We start from the raw sequence: 26,399 nt of genomic DNA, 5'->3' as shown, positions 1-26,399 counted from the left end.
TTAATTTTCCGGTATGGAATCTGCATTAGGTAGTATTCACAAAACAACAGATTATTTTAAAATCATAATCACACAGGGCAATCTTCCCTGATCTAACTTTCACAGGAGAGTGTAATGAACACGAACAAGGAAATCCAAGATCTCAGAGCCAAAGTTATTCCCAATGGACATGCCAGTGGAACCGCCTGCTATGTTGAATCTGCAAAAGGTGCCACTTTCACAGACGTTGAAGGCAACGAATACATTGATTTTGCCGGTGGCATTGCCGTGATGAACGTGGGCCACAGTCATCCCAAAGTGGTTGAAGCCATTAAAGCCCAGGCTGAAAAATTCACCCACACCTGTTTCATGGTCAATCCCTATGACAGCGCCGTACTACTGGCAGACAAGCTCTGTAAGGCCACCCCCGGTGATTTTCCCAAAAAAGCGTTGTTCATTAATTCCGGTGCAGAAGCCGTTGAAAATGCTGTAAAAATAGCCCGTTACTACACCGGGCGTCCTGCCATTGTGGTGTTTGAAAACGCCTACCACGGACGTACGGCCCTGACCATGACCATGACAGCCAAGGTTAAACCTTATAAATGGAAATTTGGTCCCTTTGCCCCGGAAATTTATCGTGCTCCCTTTGGCGATATTGAGGCCCTTAAAGAATTTTTCATCACCGGCATTGATCCGGAAAGTGTGGCTGCCATCGTGGCCGAGCCCATTCAGGGTGAAGGCGGATTCATTGCCCCTCCTGACGGTTATTTCCAGGAAGTGGCAGCCCTTTGTAAAGAACACGGCATTCTCTTTGTTGCCGATGAGATCCAGAGCGGCATGGGCCGCACCGGAAAAATGTTTGCCATGGAGCACTGGGGTGTGGAGCCGGATTTAACCACTGTTGCCAAGAGTATTGCCGCCGGTATGCCCTTAAGTGCTGTGGTGGGCAAAACCGAAATCATGGACAGCGTCCATCCCGGAGGGCTTGGCGGTACCTATGGTGCCAACCCGGTTGCCTGTGCCGCAGGACTTGCCGTCATGGAGATCATGGAAGAAGAAAACCTGGTTGAAAAAGCAGAAGAACTGGGAAAAACCCTGATGGAAAGATTTGGCAAATGGCAGTCTGAGTTTGCCCATGTGGGTGAAGTCAGAGGCATCGGTGCCATGTCCGGCATCACACTTGTGGATGAAAAAGGCAATCCCTCTGCGGACGCTGCCAAAGAACTGGTGGGATTCTGTTTTAAAAAGGGCTTGTCCATTCTGGCCTGCGGCATCCACGGAAATGTAATTCGGGTATTGATGCCCATCGTCATCACCGACGAACAGCTGGAAAAAGGACTTTCCATCATGGAAGAAGGTCTGGCAGCACTGGCCTGATTGCCTTTTTCCCTACTTAAGAAATCTAAAAGGCCCGGCAACACCTTATATATACCGGGCCATAAATAATAAGATTTCAATAACTGCAACGGGCAGACCATATTTTGATCCGGTTCTGCCCACAACGAAGTTTGGAAAATTTTGTGGTTCTCAAGAGTTTTTATATAAACACTGTTAAAGGAGAAAACCATGTCTAAAATTTTTACCCGTTATGGAGACGGGACCCCCGTGGAGCTCAGCGAAAGCGAGCTCTGGGAAGATATGCGGGCGGGAACGGAGGATGCGGCAGACCGTGCCAATGTCCCCGTTTTAACAGACGATGATCTCAAATACATGTATGACATTCTGGCAAGCCCTTACAGTTTTGTCAGCTGTGAGCGCGGTAAAGAGGTCATTCTCACCTATGATGCCGGTACCTTGAAAATCCGGCGGGTGGGTGTCAATGTAGATCGCATCCAGGCACTGCAGGTATATGAGAAAATCATGGGTGCGGACACCATGGAACTTTGCCATGTGGATTACAGCTACAAACCCATCAAACCCATTATCACCATGGAACAGCCCATCATGGAACAGGCATTATTGTCCACCCATATTCCGCTGCTCTACGGTGCCATGCCAAACCTTGGCCTTTACAGCCAGCCCGACGGTCCCTTTCCCAACCCTGCGGAACTTCTGCCCATGGGCCAGATCAAAGAGGCAAGGGAATCCCTTGAAATGACCGTTGAAGAAGCGGTGAGAGACATTGTCTTCACCGGTTCTGCCATGTACGAATCCGGTGCAGACGGCATTAATCTTGATTCTGTGGGCGCTGCCGGTGATGCTGATTTTCTGGCCTCCCTCATGGCCTGTCAGAAACTCAAGGAAAAATATCCCGATATCTGCATCCAGATCGGCATGGCCGGTGAGTTCATCCTGGGCATGCACGGAGAGCTGGAGTATGACGGTGTCCGTCTGGCAGGTCTCTATCCCCAGGATCAGGTGGTGCTTGCCAAAAAAGCCGGTGCCACCATCTTTGGCCCTGTGGTTAACACCAACACAACTGAGTCAACCCCCTGGAACCTGGCACGGGCCGTCACCTTTATGAAAGCGTGCGGCGAAGTGGCAGAAATTCCCATCCATCCCAATATGGGCATGGGTGTCGGTGCGGTACCGGTGAACGATCACCCGCCCATTGACACCGTGTCCCGTGCATCGGCTGCCATGACAAGCCTTTGCAAACTTGATGGACTGTAGGTTGGCGTGGGTGATCCCGTCTCCATGGCGATCACCCACGCGCATGCATCGGGCATGGGCGGAATGCGAGGAGCCGGAGATCTGGTTGCTCGTGCCCAAATGTCCCGGGGTATGCGAACTTGGGAAGCAAAAGAATATGTGGCTGAAAAACTGAAAATTTCCGTGGCGGACCTGACAGACCCCGTCATCATGACCGAAGTCAGAGAGGATCTGCAGATCGGTCAGATGACCCCCATGCCGGGCTGTGCCAAGGGAATTGAAGCCAAATTCAACATTGCAAGGGAACTGGATTTCAATATCAACTGCGTTAACAGATTTAAAACGCGGACATCCATATAACCGCCACGGGCAGACCGTATTTTGATCCGGTTTGCCCACAACAAAGATTGAAATACGCCTTAGATTTTCGGAGTATTTCATATAAAACCGCCACGGGCGGACATTGCAAAAAGAAAACCACCATGGGATATCCTGATACCACACGCAAAAAAGGGTATCCCATGAAACTAACCGGGTTGCGCATTACAACATTCCTCAAGTGTCTGATGATCCCCGGCGATCATTTTAAAACAAAAACTGCAACCCGGCAGTTTCTTTCCCCCCCTTTCCGGTGATCCGGTAACACAAACATAAAGGGTCCAGCCCTGTGTGATAAAACCACCAGACCGGGGAAACAACATTAAAAGCAATACCCAATTTATATGACATCATCCAAGGAGAAAATAATAAAATGATTGATGCAGCCCTCATAGAAGAAGCCAAAAACTTACTGGTGGCCCAGAAAAAAGATGACGTTGAAGCCATTGCCAAAAAAATAATTGCCGACGGTGGCGATCCTCTGGAATTGATGAACAGTGCCTTTATTCCGGGCATCAACACAGTGGGAGATCTCTTTGGAAGGGGCCAGATGTTTCTGCCGGAACTGATGCAGGCAGCCGATGCCATGAAATCCGCCACAGATGTTGTCAACGACGCCCTGGCCCTGACCGGCGGCTCCCAGGAAGAAAAGGGAAAGGTGCTCATTGCCACGGTAAAGGGCGATGTCCATGACATTGGAAAATGTATTGTTGTCTCCTTGATGAAAGCCAACGGCCTTACTGTATTTGATCTGGGTCGTGATGTTGAAATCGACACCATCATTGAACAAGCTGTGGAAAATGATGTGGATGTCATTGGTACCAGTGCCCTTCTCACCACCACCATGAATCAGCAGAAATCCCTGGAAGAAGCTTTGAAATCAAGCGGTTACAAAGGTCGATTTGGAACGGTTGTGGGTGGTGCTCCCTGCACACCAAGATGGGCGGCCCGCATCGGTGCAGATGCCTATGCAGAGGATGCCCAGGACGGTGTGGTCAAAGTAAAAGAGATGATCGCACAAAAGAGATAATCACTGTACCTGGAATCTGTTTTACATTATAAAGGGCATGCCCTGGCGGACACAACGAATATAAAAAATGGTATTATGCCGCCCCCCCGAGGGGCAATGGGCCCGGCCCGGAACTGTAGACAGCTCAATTGGCCGGTTCCTATTGCCCCCTCGGGGGGGCTCTGCCGGGATAAACTTGAAGGTGGCATTGTATATAAACCGCCACGGGCGGGCCGTATTCTGTTAGAAATACGCCCCGGGGTTGCGGAGTCGTGGTGGGGTCAGGCTTTCGTTATTGACATTATCGAGGCTTTTTTCGCTGGCAAAGGCCTTGGTCGATAACATCAATAACAAAAGCCTGACCCCGTCGGCACACTGAGCCCGTCGGTACATTTAAAAATGCCGACTTTGAAATGAAGCCCGAAAGTTGAGTCATATAAAAAAACAGGTTCCTTTATATTATAATTTTCAGCATCATAACCGCCCGACAGGTCTTCCAATTTGCGGGGGATCTGTGGAAATCAGTAAGGAGACGAGGCCATGCACGGCTATTACGGTAAAATTTTAACCATTGACTTAAACAGCCGGTCATTTGAGATCGAAACCATCCCGGAAAATATTTACAAAACCTACCTGGGGGGCAAAGGTCTTGCCTCCTGGCTGCTGTACCGCTTAAACCCCAGAGGGGTTGATCCGCTGGCCCCGGAAAACCATATTATCTTTGCCACAGGCCCTGTCACCCAGAGTTCTGTGTGGGGATCTTCCCGGTACGGCGTATTTACCAAATCCCCCCAGACCGGTTTTTACTCAGAATCCTATTCCGGCGGCAAAACCCCGGAAGCTGTGGATGCCGCCGGATTTGACGCTGTTGTCATCCGGGGAGCCTGTGACACACCCACCGTCCTTGGCATTGGCCCCATGGGGGCAAAATTCCACGATGCCGGAGATATCTGGGGCATGGAAACCTATGCCGCAGAAGATGCTGTAATTGAACGATTTGCCACCCCTTCCGGTTACAAACGAAAAGGAGCTGTGGTCATTGGGCCCGCTGCGGAAAACCTGGTGGTATTTGGCGTCATTGAAAACGATTACTGGCGCTCTGCCGGGCGCACCGGTGTGGGGACCATACTGGGTTCCAAAAAAATCAAGGGTATTGCCTTTTACGGGGATGAAAAACGGGAACCTTTTTCCAAGGAAAAAGTTAAAGCCCTGACCAAAAGAATATCTGCCGAAGGCAAGGAAAACCCCGGTGTAAAAGCATATAAAAGCTTTGGTACCCCCATGATGGTGGACATGCTCAACAATGCCAAAGCCTTTCCCACCAAATACTGGTCCCAGGGGACCTGTGACCACCGGGAACAGATCAATGCCGCAGCTCTTCATTCCCAGTGCGATGTCAAAGCAAATGCCTGTGCCAAATGCCTCATGGCCTGCGGACGGCTCACCACGGTGAAATCAGGTCGCCATGCCGGTCTTAAAATAGAAGGTCCTGAATACGAAACCCTCTACGCCTTTGGGGGACTTTGCATGATCGACAGTGTTGAGGAGATTTGCCACCTCAATGACGTATGTGACCGCCTGGGCATGGATACCATCACCGCCGGAAACCTTTGTGCCTTTACCATGGAGGCTGTGGAACGGGGTGTGGTGGATTATGATATCAGCTATGGGGATGTGGACGGCACCGTGCGGCTGCTCAATGATATTTCCCAGCGAAACGGCATCGGCGATGTTCTGTCCCAGGGTATTAAAAAAGCATCCATTGCCTGGGGCCTTGAAGACATAGCCGTCCATACCAAAGGGATGGAGCCTGCGGGATATGATCCCCGGGTGTTAAAAGGGATGGGTCTTGCCTATGCCACTTCGGACCGGGGTGCCTGCCACCTTCGGGCCACCTTTTACAAGCCTGAACTTGCCGGTATGATTTCCCCGGATCAAATCAATGAAAAGGCAGACCTGTTTCTGGATTTTGAAGATCGTCTGACCTTGTTTGACACCCTTACCTTATGTCGTTTCTACCGGGATATGTACACCTGGGAAGGACTGGGGGAAATGATCCACGCCTTGACAGGATTTGACGGAGACAAGGCCACACTGCAAAACAATGCCAAATCCGTTACCAATATTGTACGTCAGTTTAATCTGCGGGAAGGGTTGCAACCGGAAGATGACCGCCTGCCCAAGGGTCTTTACCGGGAACTGAAAAACACCCCAAACCCCCTGACTGAAGAAGAACTGGAACAGATGCTCCAGGATTATTATCGCCTGCGGGGCTGGAACAGCAAGGGTGAGCTGGCTCCGGATGAGTATGTGGCATAATACCATACAATCCCACATGGTAGTTTGACCCACCACAACAAATAGGTATTGTTACTCAATGCCTGCTGTTGCATATAACGGGCATGCCCTGTGGGACACAACAGATATAGGGTCGTAGACGCGGAGCCAAATGGTATTATACCGCCGCCCCCCCGATGGGCAATGGGCCCGGACCGGAACTGTAGACAGCTCAATTGTCCGGTTCCTATTACCCATCGGGGGGGCGGCTCTGCTGAGGTTGCCTTGTATATAAACCGCCACGGATGGACCATATTCTGATCCGGTCCTGCCCACAACAAAGCTTGAAATACGCCTCTGATTTGTGGAGTATTTCATATAAACGGGCATATTTTGTCGGACACCCCGAATATTGGAAATAGTATGATGCGGCCCCTGACGGGCAATGAAATCAGAGATAAAAATCTAACTTTGAATTCGATTGCGGTAAGCAGTGTACCGCGCCAGCAGACTCATGGCCTGGCGTGAGGTATTAAAAATCGGTATACCCTGTTGCCTTAACCAGTTATTAATGGGTTCATGGGCACTGCCTGCATCATTGAAAACCACCAGGGGTTTCTCAAATTTTGCCATCAATTCCGGCAACAAGGACGTCAAACTGTTTTTATCTGTGGTAAATCCCTTGGGGGAATCAGGGTCAAGTATATCTGAAGTGGCCGGAGCCAACGAGCCAAGGGAAGTAACAATAATATCAATCCCCTCATCCTGCATCATGGCCTTGATGGATTCAACATAGATCATATCCGGCGCTGCCGGGGTGATGTCCAGGGGATTTTTAACATCCATGATATTTGCAAGACCGGATTGTTCAAAAAGAGCGGCAATGCGTTGTTGGGTTTCAGTGGAAAACAACGGTAATTCCAGGCTTGAATCCCGGGACTCAAGGGCATCTGCCACCCCCACACATTCAAACCCCGCTGAACTCAATGCACCCACTTTATATCCTGACATCTTTTTTGAATGCAGGGACAAGGCCATGTTGGCAAGACCGTCAAACTCCTGAAGACTGTCCGCCACAAGGGCTCCTGCCTGCCTGAGGCAGGAGGTGCAAACCACATAATCCCCGGCAACGGAGGCGGTATGCCCGGAGGTGGCCTTTTTTCCTTCCGGGGTGCGACCTGCTTTATAAACCAGAACCTCTTTTCCGTTTTGTACTGCTTTTCTGATGCCCCGGCAGGCATGAAGACCGTCAAGATCCTGGAACCCTTCCACATAGACACAGATCACGCCGATATCTTTGGCATCCGCCAGCCAAGTAATACAATCCCCAATGGTAAGATCCAGTTGATTGCCAACGGTGATGTTGTATGCAGGATCACCAGATACCAGGGATGTCATGCGCACAAGCCCAAAGGCACCGCTCTGGCTCACCAATGCCACGGGGACAGCATCCCGGTCCCGTCGTTTGGGGGAACACATTTCAGGGGTAAAAAAAGAATCAAGCTTACCCGGCCTTGAAATAACGCCCAGGCAGTTTCCCCCCAGAAAAACAGGTCCCCCCTGTTCTCTGGCATGGGCCTTGGAAATTTTTTCCACCACCTGCCGGGCTTTTTCCCGGCTGTCTGCTGTTTCTCCCAGGCCGCCGGAAATGAGAATTACACTTTTGGCCCGGTGATTATCAATGATTTCATCAATTAACTGTGGCACCTGCCGGGCACCCACGGCAAGGATGATAAGATCTGAATCATGGATAAAGGTAATATCTTTAACACATTTTACCCCGTCAATCTCCTGTGCGCCCGGGGATACAATGGTGATATCATCTTTGGGAAATCCTGACTTGATCATATTTTGTAAAATATTTCTGCCAAAGTTTTCCTTGGTTGAACTGACCCCGATGACGGCAACCGTTTCAGGATGAAGAAGGTAGCTTATGCGCTGAACACTGCGGGAAGCCCTGGGGGAAAAAGGTTCTGAAAACCGGCATAAACCGTCCAGGGGAACCATCTCATAATCCACCAGGGCATAGGGGTTCACCTCAAGCTCTTCAATAATATAAGGTGCCTTGTCATTTAACGGAGAAAAATAGTTACCCACGGCAATGAGCGCACTGAAACATTCCACGAGCTGCTCGTCGGAAATCAGACGTGTTGCCCCCCGGGTCTGGCCGGAAAGTTTTTCATAGGCAATGGTTTTTTTAAATATCTCAAAAAAGGCCTCCCCTGATACGTCGGCTGTGGATGCTGACACCACTGCCTGACCGGAGCGAAACCTTTCTGCATAAAGTTCAGTATCGGTTCCGCCAAGTCCTGCGGTGATGACCATGCCAAACTCCCTTGTCCATCGAAGACTTACCAGTAATTCATTTCCCAGGGAATTTGATTCCGGGGGCAAAAACTGGGAAATCAGAACCCCTTTAATTTTTTTGTTAATGGCGCTGCACAATTCATCCCTGGAAAGTGTGGCATATTCCTTTAATGACGGATCTTGATTACCATTTTTTTCCAGAAATGATGCAAAATTGCCACACACGGCATCCACCATGCGCCGGCTTTCACTTCTGACCTTTCCCAAAATCCGGGGCACCACCTTTACCCCACCCACATCGGACTTATGGACAACATCCTGGCAGACAATTTTAAGCACCACTTTTTCTTCAAGGAACTGGGCAAGTAATTCAGATGTCAAACGATGGTTGCGGGCAAGCAGATGATGCCGGGGAACCGATTCCGACCCCAGCGCACTTAACACCTCATATGTTTCATATTCAAACAGCTGGAACCGGCCCTCACTTGCTGCTTGGGCAAACACATGGGTAATTTTGTCAAAATTGATAAATAATTGCATATTTCATCTCTCTTGTTCTGTTTTTTTGATATCCCCTTTCGTTGTCCAAATACAGCTACCCTTAAAAATTTAAGACAGCTGTAAATCAAGGGGGCTTTTTAATTCTTTAACAGTTTTTGACTTGATGGTGTGGGTGTAGATCATTGTGGTTCTGACATCACTGTGGCCCAACATTTCCTGTATGGTCCGAATATCATAATTGGCCGCCAGAAGATGACTGGCAAAGCTGTGGCGTAAGGTGTGGGCCGTTGCCCGTTTAAGAATTTTGGATTTACCCACTGCCCGCTTAATCGCTTTTTGCACATGGGTTTCATGCAGATGATACCGTCGGTATTCATTTGCTTCTGGAACAAAGGTTAAGGTCTTGGCCGGAAAAAACCATTGCCATATCAGCTCTTTGGGAGCATTTCTATATTTTCCTTCAAGCCTATCCGGCATAAACACACCGGCATAACCGTTTTTCAGATCTGTTTCGTGGAGTTCAATTACTTTGTTTACTTGATAATGCAGGGCATCATTGATGGATTCCGGCAGGGGAACTGTTCTGTCCTTTTTGCCTTTTCCATCATGTATTGTCAGGACCTTATGATCAAAATTAAAATTGTGAATTCTCAATTTCATGCATTCTGACAGCCTGAGGCCGCAACCATAGAGCAATTTAACAATAATATCATAGGGATATTGCAAGTTTTGAAGAATACGATGAATTTCATCCTGGGAAAGAACAACGGGAATATAGGGTTTTCTTTTTGCCCGGACAACACCTTCTATCTTACCGAATTCTTTTTCAAGCACATGCCTGAAAAAAAACAATAATGCGTTAAATGCCTGATTCTGGGAAGAGGCAGAGACCTTTTTTTTCACCGCAAGAAAGGTTAAAAACGCCTTTACATCATCCGGGGTCAAGTTTTCCGGTAATTTATCTTTGATAAAATAACGAAGCTTCTCTGCCCATAAAGAATATGCTTTTAATGTTTTTTTTGAATAATGACGCACCATGATTTCATTTTTAAGTTTCTCAATGGCTATATCCCATGGGTGAACTGTTTTTTCTTCAGTGGTTGCATATCCTTTTGAACCCTCCCGGACATGGGCCTCTTGAGGCAAAACAGAAAATGTATCAGTTGGTGAAGTTAAAATGAATCCGGAATAATATAATTTTACCGCCAATCGGGCCTGTAGGCGCTGTGCATCACTTTGGCGTTTTTCTTTTAGTTTATCACAAAACAATGAAAGACTTTTGGCCCCGGCATAGGGATGATTATATTTTTTGCAAAAATCCAGATAAAACAGCAGCCATTTCTTATAGGCAACATATTCCTTTGGAGGAACACTGCTTTTTACCAAAAGGTGATCATATTTTTTTCTAAGTGGTTCTGGAATTTTTATCATGATATCTGAATCTCGATAATGTTAAAATTGTGGTGTTATCCAGTTAGAAAAAACCATACTTGACTTTTATTATTTTGTCAAATATAACAAATAAATCATAATGCTGTGGGTTATACAGAACCACACAACACCTTGTTACGTTGCCTTTTTGAAATAAATGTCCCCGAACTTTTTTTACATGGCAAAAGGTAATATTAAATCAAATTCACCTCTGTTAATTAGTTTGTTCGAAATTATGTAGATAGTAGTAGCTATAATTAGGAGAAAACATGTATCTCAAAAATTTACAATTGTCGAATTTTCGTAAGTATAAAAGCCTTTTAGTTGAGTTTAAAAATGGACTTAATGTATTAATCGGTGAGAATGATTCAGGAAAAACAGGCATCATTGATGCAATTCGGTATTTGTTAAATACTAAAAGTTTTGAACCTGTAAGATTTGATCCGAAGGACTTTTATCAGAATAATAGTTCATTGGTAAGAGCAGAAAGCTTTGAGATTGCAGGTGTCTTTGATGGATTTAATGATTCAGAAGCAGCAAATTTCCTTGAGTGGGGATATTTTAACCAAGATAAAAATTTTGAATTGCGACTGCTTTTAAAAGTCAATCTTCAAAATAACAATCGAATAACTTGGGATTTAAAAGCCGGACCAGAAAATGCTGAGACTCAGATGGATGGTAATGCTCGTGAGTTATTACAAGTTACCTATCTAAAACCGTTACGTGACGCTGAAACGGAACTAACACCGGGGTATCGGTCACGTCTCGCACAAATACTTCAAAGCCATAGAAGTTTTCAAAAAACAAAAGATAAGAAAGGACAGACTACACAACATCCTTTAGAAACGATTATTAAAGAAGCAAATAAAAACATTTCTAACTTCCTTGGTGATGTTAAGGCGAATGATCAAAAAGAATCAGAAAACATTATTACCCAAATCAATCAATATATTGAAGGGTTTAAACATAAAGACGATCCGCGTCTTGCAGAACTAAAAATCGCGAATCCAGAATTAAATAAAATACTTCGTTCACTTGGACTATCGATAGAAGAAAACAGTTCAGGCCTTGGCACTCTTAATAAACTATTTATGGCAGCGGAACTCCTACACCTTGAGACTGATCCATATAACTCGATACGTCTTTGCCTTATTGAAGAGTTAGAAGCTCACCTTCATCCGCAGGCTCAATTAAGGGTGATCAATACATTAAAAAATGTAAGTTCAAAGAAGAACACACAATTCATTCTAACTACTCATAGCACTACTCTTGGGGCATCAATCGATTTACAAAATTTAATTCTTTGTAATGATGGTGGCGTTTATCCAATGGGGGAAGGTGAAACTCAATTGGATAAAGGGGATTACAAATTTCTACAGCGTTTTCTCAATTCAACCAAGGCAAATCTCTTTTTTGCAAAGGGAGTAATTATGGTTGAAGGTGATGCTGAGAATATACTTATTCCGACTATTGCAGAACTTATTGGTATGCCACTTCATCAGTATGGAGTCTCAATAGTGAATGTAAGTAGTACTGCATTTTTACGATATGCCAATATATTCATGAGAAAAGATGATAAACAATTAAATATCCCAGTAGCTGTTGTTACAGATTTAGACGTTAGGGCTATGGAGTATTACACTGATAGAACAAATGATAGCAAAATCCCTTTATATCATAAAGTGCAAGAAAAAAAAATAAAGACAAAAGATAAAGACTTTGACGTAAGTAGTATTTACGGAAACTACTATTCAAATGAAAAAGAATTCAAAGATGCTATAAAAGGTATCATCACAAAAGGGCAAACGAAGACCAGCAGAATGCCAAATGGTGTAAATGACACTGTCGACAAATGGGTTCAAGAAGAATTGAGCGTAGGTACCATTGATTCAATCAGGAAAGCAAGGTATAAAACCATAACATCCAAATTTGATATGCCTGTTAAAGCCTTTTTATAAATCTGAATGAACCAATTGGAGACTCTTCTCATCACAGAGACTGGGTCAGACTACACGGGGGATGACTGAGAGTTTGCTGTATCTTTAAGTGTCAGGAATTAACCTTTTAAAGTCCTTGACAAGGACAATTATGGCAGTTGGAACTCTGCCATGGTTTCATTGACGATGGCTTCGTCAATGCAGTTAATATTGATCAGGCATGCCGTGGCAATATTGTCCAAAGCGGAAGTCGACCACTGGACCGGCACCCTCAACCACTGGTGCAGATTGAAGGAGCTGCCCACCGGTTGCCGCAATGGGAGAGTGAGGTGCCCATGCTGCGGCTCGACCGCAGCATATTTTTGTTGGACATCGCCTCTTTTTTTTGGTTATATTTTTCATCATATTGTTGTATATTTTCAACAAATAATTTATCCTTTATTACCAAGCCTTGAATCAGAACCAAACAGTCACGATAAATTTATTATTTTCTTCGATTTCGCTATGGTTCAATCAACACCCCATAATCTTGATGTCTATCAGCCGCGCAATCCTAAAGCAAGCGCATATTACAAGTGTGTTGAAAACCATTTTGAAGAACTGGAACGGGCTTGGGATGACAGGTACGCTCCCAGATATGGATTCTGGCGGACGTACGTCATGACAGTGATCTATAAATATCTCGACTGCGGTGATCTTCACATGGGGTTTGCCCGGGTCCGTTGTGAAGAATGCGGCCATGAGTATCTCCTTGCTTTTTCTTGTAAGCGCAGGCATTTTTGTCCATCTTGCCATCAGAAACGGGTGATTGAATATGGCGAATGGCTTCTGACGAATGTTTTAAAAGATGTTCACCATCGGCATTGGGTTTTTAGTATTCCAAAACGACTGCGGATTTATTTCCTTTATGACCGCAAGTTGTTGGCAAAATTGTCAGTCTGCGCCTGGAATGTGATAAAAGGGTATTTACAATCCGTAGCTCCAGGCAGTAATGCTGTTCCTGGTGCAAGTATTGCGGTCCAGACCTACGGGGACTTTTTAAACTTCAATCCACATCTGCATGCTATTGTTTCAGATGGCTGTTTCCTTGACGACGGCAGTTTTAAAGCGGCTCCAGGCTTTATTCTGGAAGATTTGGAAGAGATCTTTCAATATGAGGTTCTCAAAATGCTCAAAAAGGAGGGGAAAATAAATGATGCTGTTATCGAAAATATGCTTTCCTGGCACCATTCCGGCTTCCATGTTTATATTGGTGACAATATCACACCTTCAGACAAAAATGGCCTTGGCAATCTGGCTCGTTACATTATCAGAGCCTGCTTTTCTCAAGAACGTATGGTTTATATTCCGGCTGAAGAATCAGCAGATGGTATTGCCAAAGTGGTTTATACATCAAAAGACGGGAAAAACCGTGAAGTTTTCAATGCATTGGATTGGCTTGCCAGACTGGTGACGCATATTCCTGACAGATGTGAACAGACGGTCAGGTATTACGGTTGGTATTCGAATAAATCCAGGGGGATGAGAAAAAAGGCCGGAACTGATGAAGCCATTCCGGCTGTCATGCCAAACGACATGTCTTCCAAAGAAGTAAGGCAGAACTGGGCGCGTTTAATCCAGAAAATTTATGAAGTTGATCCTCTTGTGTGTCCAAAATGCCAGGGTCCTATGAAAATTATCAGCTTTATCGAAGACCTTGACCTTATCGAAAAGATCTTGCGTCATCTTGGGCTTTGGGATACCCGTAATCATGATCCGCCTGAACCCGCCTATTCCAACACTATCCCTGAATTGATTTACGATGATTCAGATTCTCAAATTCCGTCATTTGACTATTGGAATTAATTTTTTGCGGTTAGCGGGGTTTCCGGTGAAGTATGCTCAAAATTAGCCTAAATTTGTTCTTTTTTCATGATTTTCAAAAAAAACTTATCTTTTTTCCCATACACTTATCTTACACTTGTTACCTTATATTCCCACATAACCTTAACCTGCATCCCAGTCTTCTCGCCCCTGCCCAGACACAACATGTTGTGTCTGGGCAGGGGCGAGAAGACTGTCTTAGCTTTTGACATTTTGATTGATAGTCTGGTATAGTTTGCACTAAGAAAAGCAAGTTCCTATCAAGTATGGGATTTGCCAGGGTCCGTTGTGAAGAATGCGGCCACGAGTATTTGTTGGCATTTTCTTGCAAGCGACGGCAGTTCTGTCCGTCTTGCCATCAGAAACGGGTGATCGAATATGGAGAATGGCTGTTGACGGAGGTGCTGAAAGATGTCCCTCATCGGCAGTGGGTTTTCAGTATTCCCAAACGGCTGCGGATTTATTTTCTGTATGACCGAAAACTGCTGGCAAAATTGTCGATTTGTGCCTGGAAGGTGATGAATGCATATCTTAAATCCGTTGTTTCCGATGATACTGCCGTTCCTGGTGCTAGTATCGCAGTCCAGACTTACGGAGATTTTTTAAATTTCAATCCTCACCTGCATGCTATAACCACTGACGGCTGTTTTCTTGATGATGGCAGTTTTAAAACTGCCCCAGGTTTTATACTGGAAGATCTGGAAGAAATTTTCCAGTATGAGGTGCTGAAAATGCTCAAGAAAGAGGGAAAAATTAATGATGCCGTCATTGAGAATATGCTTTCATGGCGCCATAGCGGTTTCCATGTTTATATCGGTGATAGGATAACGCCTTCAGACAAAACCGGTCTTGGCAACCTGGCACGCTATATTATCCGCGCCTGTTTCTCCCAGGAACGAATGGTCTATGTCCCGGCTGAAGACTCAGCAGATGGTGTTGCCAAAGTGGTCTACACATCAAAAGACAGAAAGTCCCGGAAAGTTTTTAATGCACTGGATTGGCTGGCTCGCCTGGTGACCCATATTCCCGGAAGATATGAGCAGACGGTTAGGTACTACGGTTTTTATTCGAACAAATCCCGAGGGATGAGAAAAAAGACTGGTATGGATGATACCATTCCTGCCGTTATGCCAAATGATCTGTCCTCCAAAGAATCACGGCAGAACTGGGCACGCCTGATCCAGAAAATTTATGAAGTTGATCCGCTTGTGTGTCCAAAATGCCAGGGATCAATGAAAATAATTAGCTTTATCGAAGAACTTGACGTCATCGAAAAGATATTGCGTCATCTTGATCTCTGGGATATCCGCAACCATGATCCGCCGCAAAAGGTTTCAGATTATATTCTTGATTTGGTCTGTGATGAGACAGACTCTAAAATTCCGGAATTGGAGAGTTGGTATTGATTTTTTTTTAAAATTGGGCTGAGGAATTACGGTGGCCTACGCCCAAAATCATCCCTGTCTTAGTATTTTTTAAAAATTTTTCAGAAATCTCAAGTTAAATTGTTCAGGCCTTGATTTTTGTCTTGACTTAAGTTTCTCTCCCCTGATACAGGTACAACATGTTGTACCTGTATCAGGGGAGCAGTAATATTTTAAACTTTGTTTAAACTTTGGGGATTTTCGATACTTTCTTTAGCAAAAAGCAAGTTCCTATCCCTTAATAAAAACGATCCACGAGGAGACCAAGGTTCCGATCAAGATCACCGATAACCTGATTCAGAATTTGAGGAATATCGAAAGCTTGGAAAGTTTGGATAACTTCATTCGCTCCCTGAGATTTGAAGTGAGAGCATGAGTGACAACATCGCTCAGATTAGGATCTAAATCTCTGAGGAAAGATCATCCTTTAATGTTAATTAGGGTAATCGTTTGCTGGTAGAATAGGGGGGGCACAATGTTTATTGAAATACATATAGACTGTTTTATGGTTAATACTGCCGCCAAGTTTTTATCTTCGCCCCCCCCTAACACTCCAGATCGGAGATGAAATAGCTGTTTTTTCTCTTTTGAAATATGTGTTTGATCAAAAATTGTGTTGTAGAGTTAAAATTTATTTAATGTTGGGCTTACTTTAAAAAGGAAGGAGGGAATGACATGAGAATTAACCTTTTTACCAGAGTTGAGAATATTTTGAAGGGGGAATGGATAATAATATTAACGGTCATGATTTCAATTTTTTTGATATCTGGTATGGCACTCGCTGAAACAGATCCAAAAGATTTAGTACCCATTCCTGCTGGGACAGATGTCTTCCTCGTTTATCACAGAAGTATTTCCGGTAGTGATATGTATCAAAATGGAGATGAGGTGAGCAATAATGCTGATTTTAGCTGCCAATTGACCATGGCCAGATATGTTCATGCTTTTGGTGTGTGGGGAGGGACTCTTCAGTTGAATATTATTCAACCTTTTGGCTCTATTGATCTTGAATTGGGAGAGTTAGATGACAGTAATAGTGATCTTGGTGATACCGTTTTAAATGCAAGTTATTATTATCCGTTTATTAACGAAGACAAAAATAGGTTATTCTTGGGCGCGGCCATTTATGTAATCCCCCCTACCGGTGGATATGACTCTGAAAAATCAGTAAATCTTGGTAGTAATCGCTGGGCGTATCGTCCTGGGGTTTTTTTTGCATGGGAAATTGATCGTCTACTCATCGAAGGAACTGGCACTATCGATTTTTATTCAGATAATACAGACTATTCTGTAGATTCTCTCACGGAAGAAAAGGATCCGCTTTATGTAGCTGAGTGTCATTTTAGTTATAATTTTACCCAATCCTTTTACACTTCACTGAGCTATCGATGGTCCAAGGGAGGGGAGGCAGAATTAGAAGGAGTAGGATCAATGGACGATGAAACAGATACGAAAGAAATGATGTTTACGGCAGCGGTAACGATTACACCGCAAACCCAATTGATGCTTCAATACAGTACTGATTTGGATGTGGAAAATGGAATTAAGCAAGATTATGTTGGAGTTAGATGGGCCTATTTTTGGTAAAATAGATTTCTATTTGGAAAACATTGGCGTACTTGTTAATTACTTAATATTCGGAGGGGAAATATGAGCAGTAAAGATAATTGTACCAAATCGTCACATGTAATAGGTAAAGAGGATGATTTTGCTCAAGGGGAAGATAAAAAATGCGTTTGATAGCCTGGTGGTAACAGGGAAAGCAGATAAACCGATCTATATCCATATGAAAGAAGGGCAGGCCAGTGTAAAGGATGCCACTCATTTGTGGGGGAAGGATATCTACGAGACCCAGGAGATTCTAAAAAAAGAATTGGGCAAGGAAATCAGCGTGGCCTGCATTGGGAAAGCAGGCGAAAATCAGGTGGCCTATGCCTGTGTAATGAACGATGAGGGGAGAGCCGCCGGCAGATGCGGATTTGGGGCACTTATGGGCTCGAAAAATCTTAAAGCCGTTGTATGTGAAGGGAAACAAAAAGTCACTGTAGCTTCTAAAGAGACTATCTCCGCTTTGAATAAAGACGCAATCCCTGCATTAAAGGGGAATGTGATTGGTATGGCCCTCAACGAGTTTGGTACTGCTATGTATACCATGGCTGGAATGGCGCTAGGGGATGTACCTAGTCACTATTTTACCAAATCTGTTTTCCCGGCTGAAAAAATAGACGGCCTGGCAATGCGCACCAAATACGATGTGTCCAATTATTTTTGTCAGGGGTGTGTGGTGGGCTGCGGCCGTGTCCTCAAGGATGTGGCACCGGACCTGCCAAAGGTGGATGGGCCGGAATATGAAACCATTGCAGCATTGGGGCCTTTGTGCGGTAATGTTGATCTGGAGTCAATCATCCGTGCCAATCATCTGTGCAATTTGCACGGCATTGATACCATCTCCGCTGGTGTGAGTATTGCTTATGCCATGTATTTATACGATAAAGGTGTGATTAATGAAGAAACCACCGGGTTGTCGCTCAAGTGGGGGGATGAAAATGCTATCCTGAAACTTTTAAAGATGATCATTGACAACGATGGCTTTGGTAAGCTGGTGGGCAGGGGCACCCTGGCCATGGCTCGGGAGCTTGGCCGGGACGAAGGAGAAGCTGCCCAGGTCAAGGGACTTGAAATACCCATGCATGACCCCCGGGCGTTTGCAGGCCAGGCGATCTGCTATGCCACAGGGCCCAGGGGGGCTTGTCACTTGAAAGGTGATTATGTCATGGTTGATAGCGGTATGCCGGTGGAGGAATATGGGGTCATCCCTGGAGACCGATTTGCCACTGACCGGAAAAAAGTGGAAAGTGCGGTTAAATTTCAGGCCTATAAGGAACTTTTTAATTCCCTGGCAATGTGCATAATGGCCCCGGTTCCGCCGGCTTTGGCCTGCGGATACCTGAATGCAGTAACCGGTTGGGATATCACCCCGGATGCATTACTCCAGACAGGAATGAGATCGCTTGCCATCAAACGAGTCATCAGTAATATTATGGGGATGGATGCTAACCAGGATACCCTGCCTACCATTGCCAATACAGCCCTTACAGAAGGCTCCACTGCAGGGGTGACTTATCCTATTGAGGAGATGGTACAGACATATTATGAAATTATGGGTTGGGATACTGCTACGGGAAGACCAGGAAAAGAAAAGCTGATTGAGCTGGGCCTGGAAAACCTGTCCGATACGTTATGTAATTCAACCAAAAGTTGATTTTTTTACAGTTTGTTAGGGTTTGAATTGCTTAAATAGTATAAAATTTGATGGAGTTCTCTAAATGCAAAAAAGAAAAACCATACTTCAATTGATTGGCGTGCTTATACTGATCATGTGGTTCCCGATAAACGGATTTGCGGCAAAAAAGCCAAATATCCTGGTGATCATGGGAGATGATGTGGGCTGGTTTAACATCAGCCATATCAACAGGGGAATGATGGGGTATGACACCCCTAATATCGATAAAATTGCCAAGGAAGGTATTTTTTTCACAGATGCCTATGCAGAGAAAAGTTGCACTGCGGGTAGGGCCGCCTTTATCACAGGTCAGCATCCTTTCCGAACCGGGCTTTTGAGGGTGGGCCTGCCCGGTGCGGATATCGGTTTAAGGCCCGAAGATCCAACCATTGCTGAATTGCTCAAGCCCCTGGGATATATGACCGCCCAGTTTGGGAAAAATCACCTGGGGGACAAGGATGAATTTTTACCCACTAATCGGGGATGAAAAGGTCGGGCCCAGAAAGGAATTTTTCTATTTTTCAGATGGCGGCGTTCCCACGGGCATCCGCAACGGTGATTGGAAAATGGTTTTCCAGGAGCAGCGGGCCCATGGGTTCTCTGTCTGGCAGGATCCCTATTTTGCCCTGAGGTTACCCAAAATATTTAATCTGCGGAGAGACCTCTTTGAACGGGCCGATCAAGAAGCAGCCGGATATAATAATTGGCTCGCGGAAAGATTGTTTTTATGTGTCCCGACCCAACAGGTTTTTACCAAATTTCTAATTTCTTTTAAGGATTTTCTGCCCAGGCAAAAGCTTTCTGCCTTTAACCTGGACAATGTCATAGAAAAATTCATGCCGGATTAAGCAGCATCCAGTTTACACCAGATCTTCTTGCCTCTGATATCATCTGGCTGGGGATAGGGGAGAATAAAAAAGAAAATGCCAATGTCTGTTTGAGTAATTGTTGTAACAGGTATCGGCATTTTTTTATTCAGCCGACAATTTAAAAATCCAGCCTAAAAGCTAGGTGAAACCCCGAGTGCCTGCAAATGATTTCGTCCAATTTATTGTGTCATGGATCTTTATTTAAAAAGAGCAAGGGCGTTTTCCCCAAGTACTTGTGCTTTTTGGAGGTCTGTCATGGCTGATTTATCCATGTCTGCGTAATACCGGTCCGGTGTTAGCAGGGGAAAATCCGTGCCGAAAAGAACCTTGTCAATGACCCCGGCCCGGACTGCCATGTCATAAATTTCAGGATCATAGAGATAAACCGAAGCAGCCGTATCATACCAGATATTTTTCAGGTTTTCCTTTACCTGTTTTTTCATGACATGGTAGAAGAAAATGCCTCCACCCCAATGGGCCAGGATGATTTTGTTGTCGGGAAATCTTTTTGCCAGGGTATCAATCTGTTCCAGCGTCACCGGGGTTTTGCCGGGATAGGGATGGCCCACGGGTTCATTGGTGTGGATCATGCAGGGGCGGTTTCCATGGGACCGCAGGGCTGCCATGACAGGTTCCAGAAGCGTGAGGGCTGTTTCATCAATGCCGGAAAGATAAAAGGCCAGTTCTCCTACGCCTGACAATCCTGCATCCATGCACCGGACAGCCTCATCTGCCGCACCTTCCCAACTCAGGTCAAAACAGGCAAGTCCCCTGATCCTGTTTGGATGGGCCTGGACAGCTTCAAGTATATAATCATTGTTTTTTCTGGCATGGTCCGGGTTTCTCCAGGGGAATCCGCTGACTACAGAAATATCCACCCCATGGATATCCATGGTGTCAACTAATTCTGAAATTGTGGATATTTTTGCCCTGGGGGAGTTGTAGAGCAGTTTGAATTCAGGTTCTTTGTCAAAGAACAGGGATCGATCATTTCTTACGGGTTCCGGAAAAAGATGGGTGTGGGAATCAATTATCATGAAGGCTATCCTCAAGTATCAGGTGAATAGATATTGAAAAATTATAGACGGCAATATATACTAAAATTTTTGTTTAAACAAGATGAGTGAATCAAAGGGTCAGGGTAAGGATGAAGTATTATCCCATTTTTCTGGATTTAAAGGACCGCGACTGCCTGGTGGTGGGTGGCGGTGGCGTGGCCACCCGGAAAACCATGGGGTTGTGTCGGGCAGGGGCCAGGGTTCGGGTGGTTAGCAAGGGTTTTTCCCAAAAGCTTGAAGCCCAAAAAAACGATAACATCCGCCTGGAGTGCAAGCCCTATGAAACATCGGACCTGGGTGAGGTTTTTCTGGTGTTTGCCGCTACCAGCAGCAGGGAGGTGAACCTGCGGATCCAGGAAGATGCAAGGGATCGGGGGATCTTGTGTAATATTGCCGATGCCCCGGAAAGGTCTGACTTTATTCTTCCTTCTGTTGTGGAGAGGGGGGATCTTGTGTGTGCTGTGTCTACATCCGGGTCCAGCCCGGCCCTGGCCAAAAAAATCAGGAAAGATCTTGAACAGATGTTTGGTCCGGAATATACCGGTTTTCTTCTGCTCATGGGCAATATTCGGAAAAAAATGCTGGAGGAGGACCATGATCCCGTCTCCCATAAAAAAATATTTACCGCCCTTGTTGAAAAAAATTTACCTGCCATGATCGCAGCCAATGATGAAACCCGGATAAACTTGGTTCTCGTTGAACTGCTCGGGCCTGGGTTTGATTATCAAAGCCTTGTACCACAGGAGCAATAAATGGAATTAGCCAGTATCAGTACTCTTACTCTGCAATTATCTACCCTGTTGAAATGAGCGCGGTCTCAAAAAATGATGGAAAAGAGGACAACATTACCGATGGTAAGCTTTATAAGAAAATCATGCAAAGCAGTAGAAAATAAAAAATATTTTTCAACTATAGATTCATCAGCATTCAGGCAAGGTTTTTAAGAAGTTTTGACCAACATTTTGGCCTTGGAAATTGTCCTGTTTAAATAGGCATCCTTCTGTTTTGGGTTTGAATGGTTTTTCCAAATGGTTCTTTGTTCCAGTATTTGACGCCTGACTTCATTTTGATTCAACCCTCTTCTGAATAAGGCCATGGAAAAAGCAAAATCAGTAGCCGATTCATCACCCCGATCGTAATGCGAACGGGGAAAAACAGGAAGGTGACACACGCCCCCCTCCAGGGGGAGATGGGAAAAGTGCTCGGGTTTGTATGGGGTTTTGATAAAAGCCGGTGGTGGGATGTGAGCGGTGTGTTTCCAGTCTGCCCATATAAGTCTTGCCAGGGGATAAAACCCTTTACTGTTGCGATATTTGTTTTTCCGATTTCTAAAGCCTGGGCATCGCCCCCATCGGTTGCAGGGGTCAGCACCGGGATCTGACTTCATTTTTTTCAACCAATAGCGTTTTTCTTCAAGTGGAATGGGACGATGAGCATGTATCCAGACCTGAAAATTTTCAGGTGATGTTTCCACCACCATTCTGCCGGGTTTCCAGGTGCTATTTGGTAGCTTGTGGTGTTTTTGCAAAAGTTCAGGAGTGATGTCATCTGCCACCAGGTACAAAGCTTGTTCCAACGGCTGAATGAGAATATGATTATTTCTTGTGTTTTCACCTTTTAGATATGGCAGATTTGAAGAGAGAGGTTTTACACGCCATCGTTTACCGGCGGCCATGTCCAGCACTGCCATTTCATATGCGCCGTTGAAGAACTGACGCAGCTTCCATAATATTTTTTCCATGGGCAGAAAAGCCCCGGAGTTATTTTGTGGTCTCCGGGGCGTAAGCAATGGGGTTAGAATATTTTTTTAAGACGATACTAACATGTCTTACCGCTTTCCAATTTTACTGCATGTTAACTTTCCTGTTTCTATCTGGTTGAGATCGTGAAGGGGAAAACAATTGAAAAAACAAAGATTCGTCTATCCTGGGCAGTTCCTTTATGGATGCAGCATTAAGTAATTCAGCCGCCATATGGTTGAGGACCCTGAGATTGTTGGCCACATGACTGGCCAAAGTACGAATCAATTCATCGGACATCAACTGACTGTTTCCCGCCTGATCCAGTGCAAAATGCAGATAATTCTGCAGCTGTTCGGGGCTGAGGGGCTCAAGCACCAGCCTTGGGCCGATCCGGCTTCCAAGTGGGAGAAGATCCGGTGACCGGAACCTTTCCGGGAGTCTGTTGTCGCCGCACAAAACGGTAAACAGGAGATTTTGTGAATCAAATTGATGACTTTGGAGAATCCGCAGCTCTGTCAGACATTCATCAGAGACGTGTTGAGCCTCATCAATAAGCAAAACCGGTTTGAATAAGGTGGATTGACAATGGTTTATCCAGCGCTCACGTAGAATCTTGAACCCGCCATACCGATTGGCAGGAGAAAGCGCCACGTTAAACAATTCCCCTAACTCCCGGTAAAAGTCTCCCAGCCTGCTCTGGGGGCGCTGCATAACACCTACGGCCAGATCGGGAATTCTTGCCAGGTTACAGGCAATTTTATGAAGGGTTTTACTCTTGCCGAGTCCCGGATCTCCGGTAATCAGAGCAAAACCTCCCTGGGCTGCCATGGAACTTATCCGAAGTTCAAAGCTCTCCGAACCTGGTAGGGAATAAATGGCTTCTTTGGGTATGTCGGGCAAAAAAGGATTGTATTTAAGGCCATACAGACTTTGGATATCGATGTTATTCAATGGAATTTTCCTCCTTTGGAAGATAGGCAGGGGGCAAACCGGAGGCTGCATAATCAGCCATCCACTTTTTTAACAGAGCAGGCTGTTCTTGCGCTTCAACAGAATCAGAAGAGGGTGATGTGAATGAAATGACTCGGCGTTTGCCGGATGAATTAGCTGTTTTATCCTGGGGTAAAATTCGGGTAAGGGGGGCATCTGTTTTTGCATCAACCAGTATCATTTGGCTTTTATCCCAGCTTGATGCCCTCAGAATCACCGATTCCATATGGGCAAAACGAACCGGCAGTTCATACCGGATACCTTCGACCGTCACTGTGGCGTCGCTGCGCCTTGGCTTTCGAGTAATCCTGCGTGTAAAGGCAAGCTGAAGCGTTTCGCTGTCAGGAACCTTTCTGGCAACGCTTTTATGGTTCATGAGGCGGTCCAAAGGCGTTGTTTTAATCTCTCGATTGCATCTGCGGTGATAATCCTGCTCCACCCAGGCCTGGCCAGCCTGGTTGAGATAGGAAAGGGTCAAGTCCTTTTCCTTACGCAAAAGTTCCAGAAGGCGTCCTTCAAGTTGCCCCCAGAAGACCTCCTGCTTCCCATTTTGATATGGTGAATACGGAAGGGTCGTTTTATGGATAACACCCAGACGTTCTAACCCCCGGGTGGTCTCCTCCGCCAGCATGGCCGACCCATTGTCGGTCATCAAAGCCCTGGGAAGTCCTCGTTTCATGATTGCCTGAGTTAATCCATGGACCAGACATTCCGCCGTTTCAGCCAGATAAAACTGCAGATGACAGCAGATGCGGGAATGATCATCAAGAATAGCAAGGGCCATAGGTTGGAACCAATTGCCCGAGGCGTCCACAATGCGAATTTTTGCATGATGAAAATCCAGATGCCAAAGCCCATGGAGATAGGCGACTTCAAAACCCCTTATTTCTTTCTTCTCCCGACGCTCTTCAGCTCGTTTTTGTCCCAGTGTGGGTTGGGCCGGTTCGTGGGATCGCAACCAGCCATTATCTCGTACGCAGCGTAAAACTGTCTTATAACTTGGAACCTTACCCCATTCCGGGTGTTCTTTTGCCGTAACCTTGAGGTTGTCGTAGTGCAGTTGGACGGTCCAGCGGGAATATTTTTTGTATTGGCTTTCCAGCGCATTGAAAAGCGCATTGGACATGGACCAGCGAATTCCGGCATCGGATCGGATTTTGCGGCCCAGGACAGCCACTGGATCATCGGCTTTTCCGGCCTTATAATACCAACGTTCAATGGTCGACGATCCAAAAGTAATCTTCTGGTTTTCATCGATGGGATGCTGGTAATTTTTTTTTGAAAGCCGGGCGAGGGTCTGCTGTAAGTCTCCCTTGTCAGGGGGGCTGGACAACAGTTCTCCTATCACAGCAAGCCGGAACTGTCCCCAGTGCAGCCAATTGCATGTTTTAGTATTACCCATGAAGTCTCTCCTTTCGGTTTGCTTCCTCAAACCCTCCCCCATGGAGGCAAACGGGCGCCGTCCCCAGAATCGCACCGACGGAGGCATGGTTCTACTGCGACAGCCTTCACGGCCGCAACACAAGCTGAAACGGACTGCAAAAGCCTCTTGTAATTCAGGAGGGCCGCCCCGAGGCTTGCGCTCATAGTTGGCAAAATGTAGCGGCCCCCCGCAATAGGGCAGCCGACATCTTTTGTTTCTTCTGCCAGTTTTTGGTCTATTGTGTAAAGAAGAGAAAATAACGATTGGCGAGTGAGGGTATCAAGTGATATCATGGTTCCTGCCATTTAGGGTTATAGTGGCAGGAGCCCCCGTCGACGAACTGGCCAAAGAACGTGAGGGGGCTCCTTTCTTTTTCACTCACTGTTCTGGACCATTTTATACTTTTTTTCCATCATTTTTTTCGTCCGCACTCAGGATAAGAATTTATCAGTTATCTTTTTTAATGGTGGTAGACGCATTGAAGTACCTTCTTAGTTTTTAGATTCCAATGTTGAGCTCACTATCTCGCCTACGTGCAGCGGCTTGTTAACAGGCCCGAGGAAAGTGGGATAAGGACTATCATCCTTCCTGCCGCTTAAGTTTTTGAATCGCTGTCTACATTAACGAAGTTATGCTGCTGCGCTTCAAAAGCTTAAGCGGTAGCATATAATCGGGCGATTATCCATCCCGCCCCCGTGTGTCCGGTCATGAACAAGTTGTTGTGTTGGTCTGGATATGATTCACAATTTATTATCTAACTGGATAATAAACATAATATCCAGATCCACACATCAGTTTTATATAAAAAAAGACATATCAGGATTTGCAAATTATGTAAAACGATACCGAAAACAAACTTTATAATATACAAAGTTGAATCCTGGTAAACCGACTCCCTTTGCGTAAATGGGGCTTGGTCACAACATGGGCCACTTGGGGGTGGGGTCAGGCTTGCGTTATTGGCATTAGCGGCATGCCCCCCGGCGCTGCCAGTCTTGAATTACCATCTTTGGTTTTCCACTCGACCAGACAATTGTCACTTTCTCCCATGACAATACCTGCGGCAGTGAAATTGAAACCTATACCACCCGGTGTTATGACATGCAGATATGAAACGCTTAATGACAAATCATTTTTTAAAATGGGTATCAAAACAAAAGAGTTCTGATGATGAGCTTGAAACTTCGCTTTCAGAGTTGCAACATGTTGGACGATGTTTTATATAAAACACCCACAGCCCAGACGAAAAACTGACAGGGAGGGTTTCAGAGCAATCCTCCAAAGGACTTATCCCGGTTGATGCCAGGTAGAATTTGAGAATTGCCAGAAACACAAG

Annotated in this window: 19 protein-coding genes and 1 pseudogene; 13 read left to right on the top strand and 7 right to left on the bottom strand. The window is 45.5% G+C overall.

Annotated features, from left to right (window positions below):
- Nucleotides 1-114 precede the first annotated feature (114 nt).
- The 5 genes and pseudogenes from gabT (at nucleotide 115) to B9A32_RS13210 (ending at nucleotide 6,277) form a co-directional block, all read left to right on the top strand.
- A complete protein-coding gene (gene gabT / locus B9A32_RS13230) occupies nucleotides 115-1,356 on the top strand; it encodes a 4-aminobutyrate--2-oxoglutarate transaminase (protein ID WP_084069924.1) in 1,242 nt (413 codons plus the stop codon).
- 189 nt (nucleotides 1,357-1,545) lie between these two features.
- Nucleotides 1,546-2,931 (top strand): annotated as a pseudogene (mtbB, locus tag B9A32_RS13225) ([dimethylamine--corrinoid protein] Co-methyltransferase).
- A gap of 47 nt (nucleotides 2,932-2,978) precedes the next feature.
- A complete protein-coding gene (locus B9A32_RS21375) occupies nucleotides 2,979-3,206 on the top strand; it encodes a hypothetical protein (RefSeq protein WP_212637933.1) in 228 nt (75 codons plus the stop codon).
- Between the two features lie 116 nt (nucleotides 3,207-3,322).
- Nucleotides 3,323-3,979 carry a cobalamin B12-binding domain-containing protein gene (locus tag B9A32_RS13220; protein WP_084069923.1) on the top strand — a complete coding sequence of 219 codons (657 nt, stop codon included), beginning with the start codon at nucleotides 3,323-3,325 and terminating at the stop codon, nucleotides 3,977-3,979.
- A 519-nt stretch (nucleotides 3,980-4,498) separates the two neighbouring features.
- On the top strand, nucleotides 4,499-6,277 hold the full coding sequence (locus B9A32_RS13210) for an aldehyde ferredoxin oxidoreductase family protein (RefSeq protein WP_084069921.1): 1,779 nt from the start codon (nucleotides 4,499-4,501) through the stop codon (nucleotides 6,275-6,277).
- A gap of 51 nt (nucleotides 6,278-6,328) precedes the next feature.
- Here the strand turns inward: B9A32_RS13210 and B9A32_RS21790 are convergent, their stop codons facing one another.
- The 3 genes from B9A32_RS21790 to B9A32_RS13200 all read right to left on the bottom strand — a co-directional run bounded on the left by B9A32_RS21790 (nucleotide 6,329) and on the right by B9A32_RS13200 (nucleotide 10,474).
- Nucleotides 6,329-6,613, bottom strand: coding sequence for a hypothetical protein (locus B9A32_RS21790; RefSeq protein WP_212637932.1), 285 nt, complete (start codon nucleotides 6,611-6,613; stop codon nucleotides 6,329-6,331).
- Between the two features lie 87 nt (nucleotides 6,614-6,700).
- Nucleotides 6,701-9,082 carry an acetate--CoA ligase family protein gene (locus B9A32_RS13205; protein ID WP_084069920.1) on the bottom strand — a complete coding sequence of 794 codons (2,382 nt, stop codon included), beginning with the start codon at nucleotides 9,080-9,082 and terminating at the stop codon, nucleotides 6,701-6,703.
- A 69-nt stretch (nucleotides 9,083-9,151) separates the two neighbouring features.
- The gene (locus tag B9A32_RS13200; RefSeq protein ID WP_084069919.1) at nucleotides 9,152-10,474 is read right to left on the bottom strand and encodes an integron integrase; all 1,323 of its coding nucleotides are present in this window, start codon (nucleotides 10,472-10,474) and stop codon (nucleotides 9,152-9,154) included.
- Between the two features lie 269 nt (nucleotides 10,475-10,743).
- Here B9A32_RS13200 and B9A32_RS13195 point away from each other — a divergent pair, with 269 nt between their 5' ends.
- From B9A32_RS13195 to B9A32_RS21365, 7 genes are all read left to right on the top strand, one after another.
- Nucleotides 10,744-12,432, top strand: a complete 1,689-nt coding sequence (locus tag B9A32_RS13195; protein WP_084069918.1) for an ATP-dependent nuclease — start codon at nucleotides 10,744-10,746, stop codon at nucleotides 12,430-12,432.
- Nucleotides 12,433-12,582: 150 nt separating this feature from the next.
- A complete protein-coding gene (locus B9A32_RS13190; RefSeq protein WP_232367156.1) occupies nucleotides 12,583-14,256 on the top strand; it encodes an IS91 family transposase in 1,674 nt (557 codons plus the stop codon).
- A gap of 284 nt (nucleotides 14,257-14,540) precedes the next feature.
- Entirely contained in the window at nucleotides 14,541-15,680 is a 1,140-nt protein-coding gene (locus tag B9A32_RS13185) for an IS91 family transposase (RefSeq protein WP_084069917.1), read from the top strand.
- 693 nt (nucleotides 15,681-16,373) lie between these two features.
- A complete protein-coding gene (locus B9A32_RS13180; protein WP_084069916.1) occupies nucleotides 16,374-17,285 on the top strand; it encodes a transporter in 912 nt (303 codons plus the stop codon).
- A gap of 115 nt (nucleotides 17,286-17,400) precedes the next feature.
- Nucleotides 17,401-18,960, top strand: a complete 1,560-nt coding sequence (locus tag B9A32_RS13175) for an aldehyde ferredoxin oxidoreductase family protein (RefSeq protein ID WP_084069915.1) — start codon at nucleotides 17,401-17,403, stop codon at nucleotides 18,958-18,960.
- A gap of 64 nt (nucleotides 18,961-19,024) precedes the next feature.
- Nucleotides 19,025-19,468: a sulfatase-like hydrolase/transferase gene (locus B9A32_RS21370; protein WP_170923821.1), complete on the top strand. Its 444-nt coding sequence runs from the start codon at nucleotides 19,025-19,027 to the stop codon at nucleotides 19,466-19,468.
- Complete coding sequence (locus tag B9A32_RS21365) at nucleotides 19,440-19,829, top strand: hypothetical protein (RefSeq protein WP_170923820.1); 390 nt, start codon at nucleotides 19,440-19,442, stop codon at nucleotides 19,827-19,829. Before B9A32_RS21370 ends, B9A32_RS21365 begins: the two co-directional genes overlap by 29 nt.
- Nucleotides 19,830-20,047: 218 nt before the next feature.
- On the opposite strand, the gene B9A32_RS13165 is transcribed toward B9A32_RS21365, so the two are convergent.
- Complete coding sequence (locus B9A32_RS13165; protein ID WP_084069914.1) at nucleotides 20,048-20,887, bottom strand: amidohydrolase family protein; 840 nt, start codon at nucleotides 20,885-20,887, stop codon at nucleotides 20,048-20,050.
- A gap of 110 nt (nucleotides 20,888-20,997) precedes the next feature.
- Here B9A32_RS13165 and B9A32_RS13160 point away from each other — a divergent pair, with 110 nt between their 5' ends.
- Entirely contained in the window at nucleotides 20,998-21,660 is a 663-nt protein-coding gene (locus tag B9A32_RS13160) for a precorrin-2 dehydrogenase/sirohydrochlorin ferrochelatase family protein (protein WP_084069913.1), read from the top strand.
- 188 nt (nucleotides 21,661-21,848) lie between these two features.
- Here B9A32_RS13160 and B9A32_RS13155 read toward each other — a convergent pair whose 3' ends face one another.
- The 3 genes from B9A32_RS13155 to B9A32_RS13145 all read right to left on the bottom strand — a co-directional run bounded on the left by B9A32_RS13155 (nucleotide 21,849) and on the right by B9A32_RS13145 (nucleotide 25,042).
- Entirely contained in the window at nucleotides 21,849-22,649 is an 801-nt protein-coding gene (locus B9A32_RS13155; RefSeq protein WP_084069912.1) for a DNA-primase RepB domain-containing protein, read from the bottom strand.
- 103 nt (nucleotides 22,650-22,752) lie between these two features.
- Nucleotides 22,753-23,601, bottom strand: a complete 849-nt coding sequence (locus B9A32_RS13150) for an ExeA family protein (protein WP_084069911.1) — start codon at nucleotides 23,599-23,601, stop codon at nucleotides 22,753-22,755.
- Complete coding sequence (locus tag B9A32_RS13145) at nucleotides 23,594-25,042, bottom strand: DDE-type integrase/transposase/recombinase (RefSeq protein WP_084069973.1); 1,449 nt, start codon at nucleotides 25,040-25,042, stop codon at nucleotides 23,594-23,596. Before B9A32_RS13145 ends, B9A32_RS13150 begins: the two co-directional genes overlap by 8 nt.
- Between the last annotated feature and the right edge of the window lie 1,357 nt (nucleotides 25,043-26,399).

It is taken from the genome of Desulfocicer vacuolatum DSM 3385 (assembly GCF_900176365.1).
Taxonomy (GTDB): domain Bacteria; phylum Desulfobacterota; class Desulfobacteria; order Desulfobacterales; family Desulfobacteraceae; genus Desulfocicer; species Desulfocicer vacuolatum.
Note: the sequence above shows the minus strand (reverse complement) of the source record. Positions and strands in the feature narration are given on the sequence as shown.